This is a genomic window from Photobacterium carnosum, assembly GCF_002849605.1.
GTDB lineage: Bacteria > Pseudomonadota > Gammaproteobacteria > Enterobacterales > Vibrionaceae > Photobacterium > Photobacterium carnosum.
In genome coordinates, this window is sequence record NZ_NPIB01000006.1 from 1 (window position 1) to 16692 (window position 16692).

At 38.9% G+C, this 16692-nt stretch carries 15 protein-coding genes, 1 other RNA gene and 1 pseudogene; 8 read left to right on the forward strand and 9 right to left on the reverse strand.

Annotation, left to right across the window (positions count from 1 at the left end; all coding sequences use genetic code 11):
* Positions 1-481 precede the first annotated feature (481 nt).
* From CIK00_RS07015 to CIK00_RS07030, 4 genes are all read right to left on the reverse strand, one after another.
* Positions 482-913, reverse strand: a complete 432-nt coding sequence (locus CIK00_RS07015; protein ID WP_101768197.1) for a type IV pilus modification PilV family protein — start codon at positions 911-913, stop codon at positions 482-484.
* On the reverse strand, positions 903-2213 hold the full coding sequence (locus tag CIK00_RS07020) for a hypothetical protein (RefSeq protein WP_101768198.1): 1311 nt from the start codon (positions 2211-2213) through the stop codon (positions 903-905). Before CIK00_RS07020 ends, CIK00_RS07015 begins: the two co-directional genes overlap by 11 nt.
* A 92-nt stretch (positions 2214-2305) precedes the next feature.
* Positions 2306-2926 (reverse strand): PilW family protein, encoded by a 621-nt coding sequence (locus CIK00_RS07025; RefSeq protein WP_101768199.1) that lies wholly within the window; start codon positions 2924-2926, stop codon positions 2306-2308.
* Complete coding sequence (locus CIK00_RS07030) at positions 2913-3485, reverse strand: GspH/FimT family pseudopilin (protein ID WP_167388532.1); 573 nt, start codon at positions 3483-3485, stop codon at positions 2913-2915. The genes CIK00_RS07025 and CIK00_RS07030 overlap by 14 nt, the downstream gene beginning before the upstream one ends.
* 134 nt (positions 3486-3619) lie before the next feature.
* Between CIK00_RS07030 and CIK00_RS07035 the strand changes: the two genes are divergently transcribed.
* A complete protein-coding gene (locus tag CIK00_RS07035) occupies positions 3620-4012 on the forward strand; it encodes a type IV pilin protein (protein WP_101768201.1) in 393 nt (130 codons plus the stop codon).
* Between the two features lie 266 nt (positions 4013-4278).
* Here CIK00_RS07035 and dnaJ read toward each other — a convergent pair whose 3' ends face one another.
* From dnaJ to grpE, 3 genes are all read right to left on the reverse strand, one after another.
* On the reverse strand, positions 4279-5421 hold the full coding sequence (dnaJ, locus tag CIK00_RS07040; protein WP_101768202.1) for a molecular chaperone DnaJ: 1143 nt from the start codon (positions 5419-5421) through the stop codon (positions 4279-4281).
* Between the two features lie 100 nt (positions 5422-5521).
* Complete coding sequence (dnaK, locus tag CIK00_RS07045; RefSeq protein WP_101768203.1) at positions 5522-7438, reverse strand: molecular chaperone DnaK; 1917 nt, start codon at positions 7436-7438, stop codon at positions 5522-5524.
* 236 nt (positions 7439-7674) lie between these two features.
* Positions 7675-8289, reverse strand: coding sequence for a nucleotide exchange factor GrpE (grpE, locus tag CIK00_RS07050; RefSeq protein WP_101768323.1), 615 nt, complete (start codon positions 8287-8289; stop codon positions 7675-7677).
* A gap of 194 nt (positions 8290-8483) precedes the next feature.
* On the opposite strand from grpE, the gene nadK reads away from it, so the two are divergent.
* The 3 genes from nadK to bamE all read left to right on the forward strand — a co-directional run bounded on the left by nadK (position 8484) and on the right by bamE (position 11741).
* On the forward strand, positions 8484-9365 hold the full coding sequence (gene nadK / locus CIK00_RS07055) for an NAD(+) kinase (protein WP_101768204.1): 882 nt from the start codon (positions 8484-8486) through the stop codon (positions 9363-9365).
* Between the two features lie 181 nt (positions 9366-9546).
* On the forward strand, positions 9547-11214 hold the full coding sequence (gene recN / locus CIK00_RS07060; RefSeq protein WP_101768205.1) for a DNA repair protein RecN: 1668 nt from the start codon (positions 9547-9549) through the stop codon (positions 11212-11214).
* Between the two features lie 170 nt (positions 11215-11384).
* Positions 11385-11741 carry an outer membrane protein assembly factor BamE gene (bamE, locus tag CIK00_RS07065; RefSeq protein WP_036795911.1) on the forward strand — a complete coding sequence of 119 codons (357 nt, stop codon included), beginning with the start codon at positions 11385-11387 and terminating at the stop codon, positions 11739-11741.
* Positions 11742-11827: 86 nt separating this feature from the next.
* Here the strand turns inward: bamE and CIK00_RS07070 are convergent, their stop codons facing one another.
* Positions 11828-12136 (reverse strand): RnfH family protein, encoded by a 309-nt coding sequence (locus tag CIK00_RS07070; RefSeq protein ID WP_080158412.1) that lies wholly within the window; start codon positions 12134-12136, stop codon positions 11828-11830.
* Positions 12126-12560 carry an SRPBCC family protein gene (locus CIK00_RS07075; RefSeq protein WP_101768206.1) on the reverse strand — a complete coding sequence of 145 codons (435 nt, stop codon included), beginning with the start codon at positions 12558-12560 and terminating at the stop codon, positions 12126-12128. Before CIK00_RS07075 ends, CIK00_RS07070 begins: the two co-directional genes overlap by 11 nt.
* Before the next feature lie 205 nt (positions 12561-12765).
* Between CIK00_RS07075 and smpB the strand changes: the two genes are divergently transcribed.
* The 4 genes and pseudogenes from smpB (at position 12766) to CIK00_RS07100 (ending at position 16691) form a co-directional block, all read left to right on the forward strand.
* Entirely contained in the window at positions 12766-13242 is a 477-nt protein-coding gene (smpB, locus tag CIK00_RS07080; RefSeq protein WP_101768207.1) for an SsrA-binding protein SmpB, read from the forward strand.
* Between the two features lie 111 nt (positions 13243-13353).
* Positions 13354-13723, forward strand: a transfer-messenger RNA (tmRNA) gene (ssrA, locus tag CIK00_RS07085).
* Between the two features lie 157 nt (positions 13724-13880).
* Positions 13881-14332: pseudogene (locus tag CIK00_RS07090) on the forward strand (tyrosine-type recombinase/integrase); the annotation flags it as partial.
* 952 nt (positions 14333-15284) lie between these two features.
* On the forward strand, positions 15285-16691 hold the full coding sequence (locus CIK00_RS07100; protein ID WP_101768209.1) for a 3'-5' exonuclease: 1407 nt from the start codon (positions 15285-15287) through the stop codon (positions 16689-16691).
* Position 16692: the final 1 nt, after the last annotated feature.

The window sequence follows — 16692 nt, forward strand, 5'->3', positions numbered from 1 at the left end:
TGCATGTGTTAGGCCTGCCGCCAGCGTTCAATCTGAGCCATGATCAAACTCTTCAATTAAAGTTTTGTTGGTCTTTCGACCGGCTCAATAAATACTGACTTTAATACCAACTCTTTATAAATAAAGAGTGTAATTTTAAAGCTTTTTATCATTTAAAAAATGATAATTAAATAACTGTGCCAAAATAATCTTCTCTATAAATAGATTGGGTCATTTTGTATTGGTCACTCAGTTTATTGATAAATCTTTCGACTTAACTATTCAGTGAGTGCCCACACAGATTGCATGGTCAAATTGTTAAAGAACAATACTGACTTTAGGTAACTGCTTGCGCCGCTGTCCGTGTCAGTGAGGTCGCATTATAGGGAGATTTTTGATCCTGACAATTGTTTTTTTACAAAAAAAAATCGTTTGACCATTTTTTGTTCAAAACGATTTAATTTGGTTTAAATTATGTCTTTTTAGCGATGATAGCCGTTGTTTAATCAAATTCACTGTATTTAGAGATAGCCGTTTTTAAAGATACCGCTTGCGGTACGCCACGACGATCATCCCAGCTAACACTAACATCAATAGTTCGCAGTGCATCAGATAACGATAAAGTGTTGGCATCACAAGTAAGCGTATAATCAGTACCATTCACCATCGATTGTAGACAATTAGTTGATTCAGCCATGCTCACAAAGGAAATCAATCCAGTAGCACCACTAATATTACTGGCGCGGGTTTGGTAATACTCCATCTGCGCTTCTGCTATATGAAGTGCATCTAAGGTCTTTAATGCATTTTCTGCTTTTACTTCCATATAGGCTTGCATCTTCACTAACCCCAATACGCCAACAGAAAGTACACCAAGAGCAATCACTACTTCTAATAAACCAAAGCCTGTTATTTTTTTTATATTAGAAGTCATGCCAAGATCCTTCTTGCCAAAATAAACTATCAATATATTTACTACTTTTCCCTTTGTTATAGGACGGAATTATTGAGCCATCGATATTTACTATTTTATTAGGTGCATCAATTCCTATTCCTCCATCTATATATACAGACCCACGAACATTGATTACACTTTTATCATATTCTCCAGCTGTTACATTATGTTCTTGAAATCCACCAGGAGTAACGCCAATCAGAGTTAGGTTATTAAATAAATCTATCCACCCATCTCTAACATTAAAACTATCAGAAACATATTGATAAATAAGACCATTAATATGAGATACTGCCTCTAATAAAACTAACCCATCAAAAAATACTAATTGGACAGCATTATCCGCAGTATTCTCAATGACACTCCCAAAAGGATTACCATCTAATGCACAGCTGCCATGAACCCATATTCTTCTTTTTCCTGCTACATAAGAATTTTTAATTAATGTATTACAGTTTTTAACCCACCCACCAGAAGTCCGTTCGGAAGCACCTTTACCAATAATAATTCCTTTAGGATCACTCTCTATTTCTGTCATGACTTGACTGTATTCCGAAATATCTTTCCCAAAAATAGATTTAAATATATCTAAAGTAGCATTTTCAACAATATCTTTACCTTTTACTGAGCTTGTTCCATAACTTGGAGGATGATTTACATCAAATAAATTTGAACGATAATCAGAAGCACAATTAAACCCAACAGCAGCTAAAGGTCCTCCGGCATGACTGCTAGTACTTAAATCAGTAGTTAAAAAGTGATCATCATTACCCGAAGTATATTGAAACGATACAACGCCACCAGACGTTATCGTTTTACAGTAAAAATCTCCGTCATTATTTTTTTCCTCAGTGCTATTTGGCACAAAATGCTGAGACCCTTTTAATTCTACTGACGCACTTGTTTCTAAAGTAGAAATAACTCCGCCACCACCAAGTATTATTGTTTTAGTTATTTTTTTTAAGCTATTAAAAAATTTAACTTTACTTTCTAATTGAAACTCTGTTGATGTCACAGGAATCAGTTTTAACGTTAATTTAGTAGTATTACATTCATCAAAATCAGTGAAATTATTTTTCTTTATCTTATATTCAGCAAACCCACACTCCAATCCACCTTCGGCAGCCCAATGCGCTTGCCTTGCCAATACTTCATTTTGTGTACGTTTAATCTGATAAAATAAATTCTTATATGACGCCAATGAAAATAACAACGCCACTATTAATAGCATGCTAGTAATTAATAATGTCGTCATCCCTGACTGTTGGTGTTTATTCATTATTGCCAATCCCTTGTCTTAATCTGAATCGACTTCGTGGTACTTACTGAATCATCATTTTTTAAATGCCCAGCAAGCGTGATTTTATTTAGTTACCTAGTTGCACTGGCAGTGCTTATGGGGTTGTGCCAATTCCTTGTTTTAATCTGAATCGACTTCGCGGTACTTACTGCATCATCATTTTTTAAATGCGCAGCAAGGGTGATTTTAATTAATTGACTGGTCGCACTAGCAGAGCTAATAGGTTTATTCTCAATATCAAATTGATTTACAGAAATCTGCTTATCATAAATTAATGAATAAGCATCTGTTGGATTACAAGCTGTAGCTATCGTTTTTATTGCCGAAGATACGCGATAAACTAATTTTTTATCTTTTCCTTTATACATCAATTCATTATATCGACGTCCATCAGGAGAATCATAAGCGTAAGATAAGCAGTTATTCGCAGGATTTACATAGACGACATTACTCGCCCCTGAAATTATCAAACTTGAAGCACCACTCGACACATACCCAGCTCGCAGTACATCTTCTTTGATCAATCGAAAAGCATCATTAACATCTTGTTGAAGCAACAATTCTAATGAACGCTTATTTGCTGCTTGATAACCCGATAAAAAAACCGAACCGACAACACCAATCGCAATAAGCCCTACTGATGAGGCTATAAGCAGCTCAATTAAGCTAAAACCTTGATTAGCACTCTTCATAAGTACCCAACTTTTCAGAACCAGCTTCTAAGCAGGTATAAATACGCCCAGTAATGGTATAAACCGTTGTTTTTAATTTATAGTCACCAATGCTATAGCGATAACTACCATTAGCATTAGGTTTTCCATGAAGAGGCTCAAAAGAAAATTGCTTTAATGTTTTGCTATTTTTAAAAATAACCCCAGAAAAGTTAGTACTATCGATTGAAGAAAGACTATCGGTATCGATATCATCACAACTTTTTTTACTTTTATATGTTGAAGTAAAAACACACCAATCACTATTTATTCTCGTACTTGACACCAATGGGGCATTAACATACACATTTTTCCCACGCATCACTGCTTCTGATTTGGCTTGCACCAGTAACCACTCTATTTCTGTCGCCAAGCGTTTAATTTTATTAGATTCAATTAATCCATTAAAACTCGGGGCTGCCATTGCAATAACAATGCCCATGATCACAACCGTGAACACCAATTCCAGCAGCGTAAATCCTCGCTGACTGTCACCGCTGTGATGTATGTAATGAAAGTACGTGATAATTTCGCGAGCCATTCTCCAAATCCCTATTAACGTCATTCTGATCCCTAAGAACAACTTGCTTCAGAGTTTATCACCACCGCAAAATAGCAGAATAAGGATATCAATCAGTTATCGAGGCAACTCGAATATTTAAGAGATTACGGAAGATGATTAAACAAAAAGGCGTGACGCTGATCGAAATGTTGATTGTAGTGGCAGTCATTGGAGTATTAACAGCCATTGCTTACCCTTCATATCAATCGCATGTATTGAAGGGCCATCGTACTCAGGCGATGGGGGATTTGATTAAAATTCAATTAGCGCTAGAAGAAAGTTATACCCAAGATAGTGCCTATGATTTTACTATTGTCAGTGGTGGTAGTTGTTCTTTTTGCGATACTGATAAAGACCGTTATGTATTCACGATCACACCAAAAACCGCAGATTATATAATCACCGCTACAGCACAAACTAAGCAAGAAAATGATACTGACTGCTTAGATAAGAAAAGATTAACGTTAAACAGTAATAGTAAAGGTTCACCTGAGCGTTGTTGGTAATATTTTCACTGGCTTCTTTTATGCTCAAACGCGTGATAAATAGATCACGGATAGCTCGTACCTCTCTTCCGAGATGACGGATTATTTCCTTTATGATGAGGGGCTTAGTTCTACTTATTCCATTAATTAAGTGGTCATATTTAAAAAGCTAGATTCCCTATCGCTCTTGCGGACATTCACTGTAGGGAATGGCGATATTGAGCCACAAAAAAACCGCTACTAGCATTCACTAATAGCGGTTTTTATTTATTCTTTTTTACGACTGATTAGTTGGTTAAATCGTCGAAAAACTTTTTCACACCGTTGAAGAAACCTTCAGATTTTGGCTTGTGCTTACTCGCATCTTTGCCACTAAACGTTTCTTCCAGTTCTTGCAGTAATTCTTTTTGACGCTTACTTAAATGTACTGGTGTTTCAACCACCAATTTACAGATAAGATCACCGCGTAAACCACCACGAACAGAATCAACACCTTTACCACGCATACGGAACATACGGCCCGTTTGCATTTCAGCCGGTACTTTTAAGCTTACACGACCATCAAGGGTTGGTACTTCAACTTCACCACCTAATGCTGCCATTGTGAAACTTACAGGCACTTCACAATGTAGATTATTACCTTCACGCTGGAAAATGTGGTGTTCTTTAACATGAACTTGAACATACAAATCACCCGCTGGTGCACCGAGTTCTCCAGCTTCGCCTTCGCCAGTTAAACGAATACGATCGCCAGTATCAACACCCGCAGGAATTTTAACTGATAGCGTTTTAGTTTCTTCTACACGGCCTTCACCATGACACTTACTGCATGGATCTTTGATAATTTGACCACGACCATGACAGTGTGGACAAGCTTGCTGAACCGCAAAGAAACCCTGACGCATCTGTACTTGTCCAGCACCATGACAGGTACTACACGTTGTTGCAGATGAACCTTTTTTAGCGCCTGAACCGTCACAGCTATCACAACCAACTAATGTTGGTACACGGATTTCTTTCGAACAACCGCGAACAGCTTCTTCCAACGTTAGTTCCATGTTGTAGCGAAGATCTGATCCACGCTGTGCGCGTTGTTGACGACGACCACCGCCACCACCAAAGATATCACCAAACACATCACCAAAGATGTCACTGAAGTCTGCACCGCCGCCGAAGCCGCCGCCGCCGCCGCCCATACCACCTTGTTCAAAGGCTGCATGGCCGTGTTGATCGTAAGCAGCGCGTTTTTGGGCGTCTGTTAGAATTTCATAAGCGTATTTCACTTCTTTGAATTTCTCAGCAGATTCCGCATCACCCTGGTTACGGTCGGGGTGGAACTTCATTGCTAAGCGTTTATAAGCTTTTTTAATGTCACGCTCACTTGCGTCACGAGCCACACTTAACACTTCGTATAAATCACGTTTCGACATAACTTGATTGTCACCTAGCTAGATATAGTTACGGGCGTTAGAGTAACCTCAAACGCCCGTAATTTAAACAAGATGTTAATTAATAGATATTAATAACGTCTTATTTGTTGTCTTTAACTTCTTCAAACTCAGCATCAACAACGTCGTCGTCTTGCTTAGCTTGTTGCTCGCCAGTTGCGCCATCAGCTTGTTGTGCTTGCGCTTTTTGTTGAGCAACTTCCATTAGCTTTTGAGATGCAGCAACAAGCGCTTGAACTTTCGCGTCGATTGCTTCTTTATCTTCGCCTTTACGTGCTTCTTCTAGTTCAGCAATAGCAGCTTCGATTTTTGCTTTCTCATCAGCAGGAAGTGCATCACCAGCTTCTTCAATTTGCTTACGAGTACCGTGAACAAGTTGGTCAGCTTGGTTACGAGCAGTTACTAGCTCTTCAAACTTCTTATCAGTTTCTTTGTTAGCTTCAGCTTCCTGAACCATCTTCTCGATGTCAGCATCGCTTAGGCCGCCAGACGCTTGGATAGTGATCTTCTGCTCTTTACCAGTCGTCTTATCTTTTGCTGAAACGTTTAGGATACCATCGGCATCAAGGTCGAAAGTTACTTCGATTTGAGGCATACCACGTGGCGCAGCTTGAATACCTTCTAGGTTGAACTGACCAAGAGACTTGTTGAAGCTCGCTTGCTTACGCTCACCTTGAATAACGTGGATAGTTACCGCGTTTTGGTTATCTTCAGCAGTAGAGAACACTTGGTTCGCTTTTGTTGGGATAGTTGTGTTCTTCTCGATAAGTTTAGTCATCACGCCGCCCATGGTTTCAATACCAAGAGACAATGGAGTAACGTCTAGAAGAAGAACGTCTTTAACTTCACCAGCAAGTACACCAGCCTGAACAGCAGCGCCTACAGCAACAGCTTCATCAGGGTTAACGTCTTTACGTGGCTCTTTGCCGAAGAATTCAGTTACTTTAGCCTGAACCATTGGCATACGAGTTTGACCACCAACAAGGATGATGTCGTTGATGTCGCTAACAGAAAGACCAGCATCTGCAATAGCTACTTTTAGTGGCTCAAGAGTACGTTGAACTAGATCTTCAACTAGTGCTTCTAGTTTCGCACGAGTCACTTTAACGTTCATGTGCTTAGGACCAGTTGCATCAGCTGTGATGTAAGGTAGGTTGACATCAGTTTGCTGTGCAGAAGACAGTTCGATTTTCGCTTTTTCTGCTGCTTCTTTTAGACGCTGCATTGCTAGCGGATCGTTCTTAAGGTTGATACCTTGGTCTTTTTTGAATTCGTCTACTAAGTAGTTGATTAGACGTGTATCAAAGTCTTCACCACCTAGGTGTGTATCACCATTAGTTGCTAGAACTTCAAATGTCTTCTCGCCATCAACTTCATCGATTTCGATGATTGAGATATCAAATGTACCACCACCAAGGTCGTAAACAGCGATAGTATGATCACCGCCGCTCTTATCAAGACCGTAAGCAAGTGCTGCTGCTGTTGGTTCGTTGATGATACGTTTAACATCTAGACCTGCGATACGGCCAGCATCTTTTGTTGCTTGACGTTGTGCATCGTTAAAGTATGCAGGTACTGTGATAACTGCGCCAGTTACTTCCTCACCAAGGAAATCTTCAGCAGTTTTCTTCATTTTCTTAAGAATTTCAGCAGATACTTGAGGAGCAGCCATTTTTTGGCCTTTCGCTTCTACCCATGCATCACCGTTATCAGCCTTAACAATTTTGTAAGGCATGATTTCAAGATCACGCTGAACTTCTTCGTCTTCAAAACGACGACCGATTAAACGCTTGATAGCGAATAATGTGTTTTCAGGGTTTGTTACCGCCTGACGCTTTGCAGGTTGACCAACTAGCGTTTCGCCATCTTGCGTGTATGCAACAACTGATGCTGTTGTACGCTCGCCTTCTGCATTTTCAATTACACGTGGCTTACCGCCGTCTAATACAGCTACACAAGAGTTAGTTGTACCTAAGTCAATACCAATGATCTTACCCATCAGACAATCTCCGAAATTCGTTATATGTTCTTAACTATACCCAAAATCATAAATGGGTTAGCGGTTCGGGATAACCCCGTGACAAATACATTTAATGTCTTATGACTACTAAATAAGGCCGCCAGATTACTTTTCAAGGGGAGATCCCAAAAAAAATGCAAAAAAATAAAAAAACCCACCGAAGTGGGCCTTATTTTGCGACATTATCAAGTAAACCTTGATTCCCTTATCACAAATTACGCTTGAGTATTCACATTACCTGCAGCGGCTTTTGATACCATTACCATTGCTGGACGGATCACACGGCCATTTAGCTCGTAACCTTTTTGCATTACAGCCATCACTGAATTGGGTGCAAAATCAGCACTTTCTTGCATAGCCATTGCTTGATGGAATTCAGGATTAAATGCTTCACCTTGTGGATCAATCACTTTTAAACCAAATTTGCCAACAGTTGATGTCATTGTCATCAATGTTAGTTCAACACCTTCCATCATTGCTTTAGTTGCTTCGTTATTCTTGTCGGCCATATCAATAGCGCGCTCAAGGTTATCAATAACTGGCAATAGTTCTTCAGCAAATTTGTTTAATGCGTATTTACGTGCTTTGTCCATTTCTTGCTCAGAACGACGACGAACGTTATCGCTTTCAGCACGAATACGTAAAGCCATATCTTTCACTTCGTTCACTTCAGCATCTTTTGCTAATAAAGCAGCTTCTAGTTCTGCAATACGAGCTACGTATAACTCTTGCTCAGATTCAACAAACTCACCCTCGACAGCTTCGACTTCAACAGCTTCGACTGCATCGTTTAGCTGCTCATCCTGTACATTGTGTTTTTTGTTAGTCATGCGTTGGTTCTCCGCCAAGATAAAAGGGGTTTTATTCACTTAGTAGCCTTATTGGATAAGCGCCACTTTTTAAATAGTCTTGAGCATATTATGGGGATGAACTTCAATGATTCAAGCCAATATTGACAACAAACCACGACAAGTTGTTTTTTCTAAGGCTATACTGACCTACCATCATTTGTCGGAACAGGGACATGAAGCGTATTTTTGACACTATCGCGTTAATTGGCAAACCACGTAATCCTGAGGCATTGCAAACGCATACTAGCCTTTATGAATGGTTAACCGCACAAGGTTATAACGTGTTAGTCGATCATCGATTAGCCAACGATATTGACGTACCTGAGCATTGCTTTTGTGATTTACTCACCATTGGCGATAAAGCAAATTTAGCGGTTGTTGTAGGTGGTGATGGCAACATGCTAGGTGCTGCTCGCGTATTATCACGGTTTGATATTTCAGTGATTGGCGTTAATCGCGGTAACTTGGGGTTCTTGACTGATCTTGATCCTGAAGATTTTGAGCAACAACTCGCGCTCGTACTTGCTGGCGAATTTATTAAAGAAGATCGATTCTTACTTGAAGCCGAAGTGCACCGTCATGGTCAAATTAAAAGTCGTAATTCAGCCTTAAACGAAGCTGTGCTACACCCTGATAAAATTGCCCACATGATCGAATTCGAAGTCTATATAGACGATTGCTTTGCGTTCTCACAGCGTTCTGATGGCTTAATTATTGCGACACCAACAGGCTCAACAGCCTATTCACTTTCTGGTGGCGGCCCAATTTTATCAACCAGTTTAAATGCCATCACACTGGTGCCAATGTTTCCCCATACTTTATCATCACGGCCATTAGTCGTAGACGGTGATCGTTGCATCAAGCTACTCGTGTCGCCCAATAATGGCAGCACCTTAGAAGTTAGCTGTGATGGCCAAGTCTCGCTTCCCGTAAGCCCTGGCGATGAAGTTCATATTTATCAAAGTGAAGATCGTCTGCAATTAATCCACCCTAAAAATTACAGTTACTACAATGTACTACGTAGAAAATTAGGTTGGTCGAGCCGATTATTTTAAGACCACAACGCCCCTCTTCCCTTAGACCAGCACATTTTAGTGGCTGGTTTTTTTATAGCTGCACAAAAAGTTAACCTAAGTCACATTTCATCTAAATAATTATCACCTCAGCACTTTACTGGTTGTAGATACAGTATATACTGTATGAAAAAACAGGTGTTGATTTAAACAGGTGAACACAATGCTCGCGCATATGACGATCTCTAATTTTGCTATTGTCAAAACTCTTCAATTTGAACTAAAACCAGGCATGACCACCATTACAGGTGAAACTGGTGCAGGTAAATCTATTGCAATTGATGCATTAGGTTTGTGTCTTGGTGATCGTGCTGAAGCTTCAATGGTAAGGCCGAATGAAGATAAAGCTGAAATTTCAGCGTCATTTTTATTGGCAAACAACCAAGCAGCTCGACGTTGGCTCGAAGATAACGAACTCAGTGATGGTGAAGAGTGTATTTTGCGCCGAGTGATCACCAAAGAAGGCCGTTCACGTGGCTTTATTAACGGCAGCCCTGTTCCCGCATCACAACAAAAAGCGTTAGGGCAACTGCTGATCAATATTCATGGTCAACATGCTCACCAACAATTAATGCGCCCTGAATATCAACAACAAATGCTTGATCAATATGCAGGTCATCATTTATTAATAAATCGAACTCGCAGCGCCTATCAACGTTGGCGTCAAGCGCATAACGAGCTAAAGCGGTTAACCCAAAGCCGTGATGAAAACGAAGCGCAAAAACAATTACTGCAATACCAAGTCAAAGAACTCGATGAATTAGCCTTAGGCGAAGAAGAATTTAGTGAAATTGAAGAAGAGCATAAGCGCCTGTCAAATTCAGGTGAGCTCGCGATTTCAAGCCAAACAGCACTGTCGGTTCTGTATGACAATGACGATGGCAATGCACTGCAACTATTACAACTCGCTTGCCAAGAGGTAAACAACCTTGGTGAATATGACAGCAGTTTAAGTGCGATTCCGCAAATGCTTGAAGAAGCGATTATTCAAGTTCAAGAAGCTAGCCAAGAATTACGTAGCTACCTTGATAACTTAGATATGGATCCTCATCGGTTAATTTACCTTGAAGAGCGCTTAACTAAAATCATATCGATGGCACGCAAGCACTATGTAATGCCAGCAGAGCTTTACCAAAAGCACCATGACTTACTGAAAGAACTTGAAAACCTTGATTGCAGCGATGAACGTTTAGAAGACATGGCGGCTAACGTTGAATGTTTACGTCAGCAATGTATTGAAGCCGCTGAAAAATTAAGCAAAAGCCGCCAGCGTTACGCTAAAGAGTTAGATCAAAAAATCACCGAAAGTATGCATATGTTAAGTATGGAGCACGGTGAATTTGAAATAGCACTGACAAGCGATCCTGATCGCATGTTAAGCCCGCTAGGCTACGACAGCATTAATTTCTTAGTATCAACGAACCCAGGCCAACCGTTACAGCCATTAGGCAAAGTGGCATCGGGTGGTGAGCTTTCCCGTATCTCACTCGCGATTCAAGTGATCACTGCTCAAAAAGTTGAAACCCCAAGTTTGATTTTCGATGAAGTCGATGTCGGCATCAGTGGCCCAACAGCGGCTATTGTCGGCAAAATGCTACGAAAGCTCGGCAAATCAACCCAAGTTATGTGTGTGACTCACTTACCGCAAGTCGCAGGTTGTGGTCATCAGCAAATGTTTGTTGCCAAAAAAACCACTGATGGTCAGACAGAAACCCAAATGCGCCCATTGAGTACTGATGATCGTATTGCAGAGCTAGCACGCCTATTAGGTGGCAGTGAGATTACTGAGCGCACTCTCGCAAATGCAAAAGAACTACTGGTTGCGGCTTGATTTAATTTCGCATCTTGCGCGAATATGAAATAAACTAAAACATTGATGCAACTATTGCCATCAGCAGTAGTCGAATATCAAAATATATTACTTTTTTTCTTTACCGCTTTTTACTTCTGCCAAGACCTTGTTTATCATCGCAGCAGTTAAAGCTAAAAAGCCAGGATGCTATGAGTTGGAAAAACATTGCAGCCCTAACCTTAGTGTTGGGCTTACTTAGCGGCTGTTCGGTCGCTGAACGTTTGGTTTATCGTATTGATATTGACCAAGGTAACTATGTAGAACAAAAAAGTGTTAATACCTTGCGTGTTGGCATGACGAAAACACAAGTTCAATATGTACTGGGTACACCTATGTTAGTTGATCCAAGTTACCCCAATACATGGAACTACATTTTCTACGAACAAAATGGTCATGATAAGCCAGTTCAAAAGAACTTGTTCTTAACCTTCAACCAACAGGCACAGCTTGTTAGTATGAAAGGTGATTACAAACAAGGTCCTAACTTCATGGATCCTATGAATTAATTCTATTCATAGAAAATGGTTGTTTTCAAAGTAATAAAAAAAGCTCGCTAATGGCGAGCTTTTTGTTGTCTGCAATAAAATAAATATTACTTTTCTGCGTCTTTTTTCGCTTGTTCTGCGCGCTTACGGCGGATCTCACGCGGGTCAGCCACTAACGGACGATATATTTCAATCCGATCGCCATCACGCGCAGTCGCATCTAATTTCACATTACGACTGTAGATACCAACTTTATTGATATTCAAATCAATCTCAGGATACATAGTTAATATCCCTGATTGCTCGATGATCGCTTGAATAGGCGTTTCAGCAACAACCGCCAGCTTTAACACCCGTTGTACGTTGGGCAGTGCAAAAACAACCTCAACATGAATTAAGGGTTGATCAGAATGCATACACTTCTCTTGCTCGCTGTGTGAACGCCTGCACCATATTACCGGTCAGATCACGAAAAATTTTACCAAAGGCAATATCAATCAGCCCACTGGTAAATTCAAACTCTAAGTTTAATTCAATTTTACACGCTGTCGCATCAAGTTCAGTAAATGTCCATCCGCCAACTAATTTTCGAAAAGGACCATCCACCAGCTGCATTTGAATCTGGTTAAAATCAACCAATTTATTATGCGTCACAAATGTTTTGCGTATACCCGCCTTAGCAATATCAACCGAGGCCATCATATGGCTGGCTGAACTCTCAATGATTTTACTACCTGCACAGCCGGGTAAAAACATCGGGTAAGATTCAACATCATTCACCAAGTTAAACATTTGTTGTGCGCTAAAAGGCACCAGTGCCGAACGGCTAATTTGTGGCATAGTTTCTCCTTCATCGAACACATCCTCACCCTGAAGATAAAATCTATTCGTTGCGTTTAGTCAATGATACCATTACTGGGCTATCGACCAAAATAACAGTTACCATCAAGCGGTATTATGGTAACGTCCATAGCTTATTCGACCAGAAAAATCACTGATATTAGATTTTGTTCTGGGACTGCAACAATGACTCTACGAGGTCAACATGGCTAAAAAACCAAAGCAAAGTAGCAATACTATTGCCAAAAATAAAAGCGCTCGTTTTGAATTTTCCATCGGCGACGAATACGAAGCCGGAATGGTACTACAAGGTTGGGAAGTAAAAGCCATCCGTGACGGTAAAGTAAACATGACTGAAAGCTATGTTTTCTTACGTAACGGTGAAGCCTTTATTTCAGGCTTAACCATTGCACCATTAAATGCAGCATCAACCCACGTTGTCGCTGATCCAACCCGTGTACGTAAGCTATTGCTTAACCGTCGTGAACTGAGAAAAATCGAAGATTCAGTAAACCGCGAAGGCGATACTATCGTGGCATTGGTGATGTACTGGAGCACTTCTTTCGTAAAAGTGAAGATCGGTACTGCACGTGGTAAGAAACTGCATGATAAACGCGCTGACAGCAAAGCCAAAGATTGGCAACGTGATAAAGCCCGCATCATGAAAGGTAGTAACCGTTAAGCTACCTATGCAACATGATGTTAGCATTTGAATAGTAATCAATCACTTGGTCAATAAATTATAATATAGTTATTGACCTTGTTAAATATTCTGCTAACATCAATCGCATCTGGGGCTGATTCAGGATTCGACAGGATCACGAAGGCTTGTGGAGCATGTCGAGGTGCGGTTTGCCTCGTTAAACAACCGCAAAAAAATAGTCGCAAACGACGAAAACTTCGCACTAGCAGCTTAATACCCTGCTGAGAGCGCTCCTGCCCTAGCTTCCGCTTGTAAGACGGGGATTAACAGGGGTTCAAACCCAAACGAGATAGCGAGGGATTCTTTGACTAGAGAGATGAACCGCGAAATAGAATTCTGGTATGTATTTGCATAGCGTGTCAATTCGCAGTGACGATACGAGAATAAAGATTGACTAAGCATGTAGCGCCATCTGTTAGACTGATTTTGGACGCGGGTTCAAATCCCGCCAGCTCCACCAAACGTTTGGAAAGGGCCACTTCTTTTGAAGTGGCCTTTTTTAATGCCTAAAATTCAGTAAAATCATCGTATTAGCTTGTTTTACGTCCTTATATTCCCTCTGTTGACTTACTTTAGCTCACCGTTGATATGCACGGTTATGGCCGTCCTTTATTTTCATGACGCGCCCATCAGAAGCAGCAGGCGCTCGCTGGGACGAAATAGATTTAGAAGCAAAAGTCTGGACGATTCCACCAGCAAGAATGAAAAAACGTCGTGAGCATCGTATTCCATTAACTAAGCAAGCCATTGCCCTATTGGAAATCATGAAACCAATTAGTGGACATCGAGAATTTGTGTTTCCATCCGATAGCGATCCATTAAAACCATGTAATAGCCAAACGGCAAACATGGCTCTTAAACGAATGGGCTTTGCGGGGAGGCTTGTTAGCCATGGTCTAGCTCACTTGCGAGTACTACGCTTAACGAGCAAGGCTTTGAAGCAGATTTGATTGAAGCTGTATTAGCACACGTTGATGATAACCAAGTACGTAGTGCTTATAACCGTACTGATTATTTAGAAAGACGTATTCCTATGATGGAGTGGTGGAGTGGTGGAGTGGTGGAGTGAGTATATAAATGACTCGGCTCAGGGTAGCCTATCAATAACAGGAAAAGTATAACGACCTATTGACAATATTAAAAAAAATAATTAATAGTAATTATCTATTATTAAAAGTAAATTTATCAAATGACGCTTAAAGAAAAAGTCGAACTAGTTTATAAACAATTAAAAGATGAGTTTTATGAGATTATTTTAGGACCATCAATTTTAATACTAATTGCATTAATTATTACTATTATTAGTAATAAAAATTTGGCTATTAATGATGTAACGTCTGCGCTTATATCTAGCAGTTTATTTGTAATAATAACAATCTGCATGATAAATTACCTACTCCCAATTACTTATATAATAAAAACTAAAAAATCAAATATATATGCTGTCAAAATGCTCGAATATGGCATGGGATTTATTCGTACTCTTATATCATTTTGCTTGTACATAATTATATTTTTGGCTTTTAATTTAAAGCATCCAGATTTCAACATTATAATTTTTTACATGTTAATCTTTGTAATGTCATTCTTACTATTTATAAATATTATGACAAAATTCATTATTGCTAAATATAGAATAAACTAATATCAATATAGTAATAGAAGTCGTTTATCTTTTAGATATTCGACTTTTTTACTTAAATTCTCATGATTAGGTATATAAATAAGCATAAGCGAATAGATTTACAATATATTAACCAAGTTTAATTTTAAAAATAAACATGTTCAATACCTAGAACCAATCTATAGAGATCACCAAGTTTCAATATAATAAAACTAGTGGCCATAACGATAAATCATTCATAATAATTAAACAAACCATCAGAAAACACCTTAACTAGCTGTTAATTAAGCCATTACCGCCCTATTTTGCTACAAATATCACTAAAAAAATAAAGACAACCAGTATCATACACGTCACATATGATATACGCATAAAAAATAAGGCCATTAGATTCTATATGGAAGCATTAAAAACAGTAAATTTAACTCCAGAGCAAAGAGCATTGGCTATAAATACCATGCCAATGAATCGGATTATTCGTGGTGCAGCTGGTAGTGGTAAAACAACAAGTGCGTTATTTTTACTTAAAATAGGATTATTACACCATAAGACAATGAAAATGCGTACTGGAGATACGTCACCAATCAAAGCGATTGTATTTACATTCAATAAAACATTAAAAGCTTATGTTGAGTCACTTGCAAAACAAATAGCAGGCGATGTGACAGATATTGCAATAGATATTGAAGTTGTTCATTTAGCTAAATACATGATGGATAGGTACCCTTACGCAGAAGATCAACATCTTCGTATCACTCCTCATAAAATGGGAATTCCTTTTCATATATTATCAAGATCCCCTCTATCATATATAGATACTCTAGATGAAATTGAATATATCTTAGGTAGATACAGATATTATGAATTTAACACTTATATAGAAAATGAAATTGCTAGTAGAACAAATAAATATACAACTAACAAAGAAATTCGAAAAAATATAATTGATTTTGCCGTAAAACCATATATTGATTTTAAATCACATAATAATTTTATAGATTTAAATGATATGACAAATTATTTCGCCTCAAATAAAGTAGACTCATTTGAAGTATTAATAGCTGATGAATGTCAGGATTTTTCTACTAACGATTTAAGATCTATCATTAACCAACTATCTAACGATAGTTTTGGTACCTTCGTATTAGATACAGCACAAAAAATATATAAGCGTTCATTTACATGGAAAGAGGTTGGATTAACCATTCGTCCTGAAAACTCATTTAGATTAGAAAGAAACTATCGTAACACAAAAGAAATAGCTGACTTTGCATCATGCTTATTAAAGAAAGTTAATCTTGACCATGATGCAACACTCCCAAATAACTCAAGTTGCGATACTAGTGGCGCAAAGCCGATAATATTTGAGGGCTTATTCAGTGAACAAGCGTCTTTCGCCATAAACTATATTAAAAATAATATTGATTTACAGCATGAAACTGTCGCCTTTCTACATCGTAAAGGGTATGGATATTTTGAATATCTTCGTTGTCAATTAACACAAAATAACCTCCCATATTGTGAAATAACAAGTCAACATAATTGGCCATCTGGGACTCAAAATATCGCCTTATCTACCTTACATTCAGTCAAAGGGCTTGAATTTGATCATGTTTTTATAATTGGACTTAATGAAGAACACTTTATATATGATGAAGTCAATGATCACGATTACCAAGAAGCCTGTCGCTTAGTTGCAATGGGAATAACAAGAGCAAAAAAAACTATTCTCCTTGGTTACAAAAAAGAAAATAAGCCCTTATTTATCAATGAGTTCTGTGCGTCCACTTACGAAATGAAATAAA

What these genes read in the sequence shown, in the direction of transcription:
- CIK00_RS07035 (WP_101768201.1), top strand. Translation starts at nt 3,620, where the DNA reads ATGATTAAACAAAAAGGCGTGACGCTGATCGAAATGTTGATTGTAGTG.
- dnaK (WP_101768203.1), bottom strand. Translation starts at nt 7,438, where the DNA reads ATGGGTAAGATCATTGGTATTGACTTAGGTACAACTAACTCTTGTGTA.
- CIK00_RS07015 (WP_101768197.1), bottom strand. Translation starts at nt 913, where the DNA reads ATGACTTCTAATATAAAAAAAATAACAGGCTTTGGTTTATTAGAAGTA.
- CIK00_RS07020 (WP_101768198.1), bottom strand. Translation starts at nt 2,213, where the DNA reads ATGAATAAACACCAACAGTCAGGGATGACGACATTATTAATTACTAGC.
- CIK00_RS07030 (WP_167388532.1), bottom strand. Translation starts at nt 3,485, where the DNA reads ATGGCTCGCGAAATTATCACGTACTTTCATTACATACATCACAGCGGT.
- smpB (WP_101768207.1), top strand. Translation starts at nt 12,766, where the DNA reads ATGGCTAAAAAACCAAAGCAAAGTAGCAATACTATTGCCAAAAATAAA.
- CIK00_RS07075 (WP_101768206.1), bottom strand. Translation starts at nt 12,560, where the DNA reads ATGCCACAAATTAGCCGTTCGGCACTGGTGCCTTTTAGCGCACAACAA.
- CIK00_RS07025 (WP_101768199.1), bottom strand. Translation starts at nt 2,926, where the DNA reads ATGAAGAGTGCTAATCAAGGTTTTAGCTTAATTGAGCTGCTTATAGCC.
- grpE (WP_101768323.1), bottom strand. Translation starts at nt 8,289, where the DNA reads ATGACTAACAAAAAACACAATGTACAGGATGAGCAGCTAAACGATGCA.
- nadK (WP_101768204.1), top strand. Translation starts at nt 8,484, where the DNA reads ATGAAGCGTATTTTTGACACTATCGCGTTAATTGGCAAACCACGTAAT.
- bamE (WP_036795911.1), top strand. Translation starts at nt 11,385, where the DNA reads ATGAGTTGGAAAAACATTGCAGCCCTAACCTTAGTGTTGGGCTTACTT.
- recN (WP_101768205.1), top strand. Translation starts at nt 9,547, where the DNA reads ATGCTCGCGCATATGACGATCTCTAATTTTGCTATTGTCAAAACTCTT.
- dnaJ (WP_101768202.1), bottom strand. Translation starts at nt 5,421, where the DNA reads ATGTCGAAACGTGATTTATACGAAGTGTTAAGTGTGGCTCGTGACGCA.
- CIK00_RS07100 (WP_101768209.1), top strand. Translation starts at nt 15,285, where the DNA reads ATGGAAGCATTAAAAACAGTAAATTTAACTCCAGAGCAAAGAGCATTG.
- CIK00_RS07070 (WP_080158412.1), bottom strand. Translation starts at nt 12,136, where the DNA reads ATGCATTCTGATCAACCCTTAATTCATGTTGAGGTTGTTTTTGCACTG.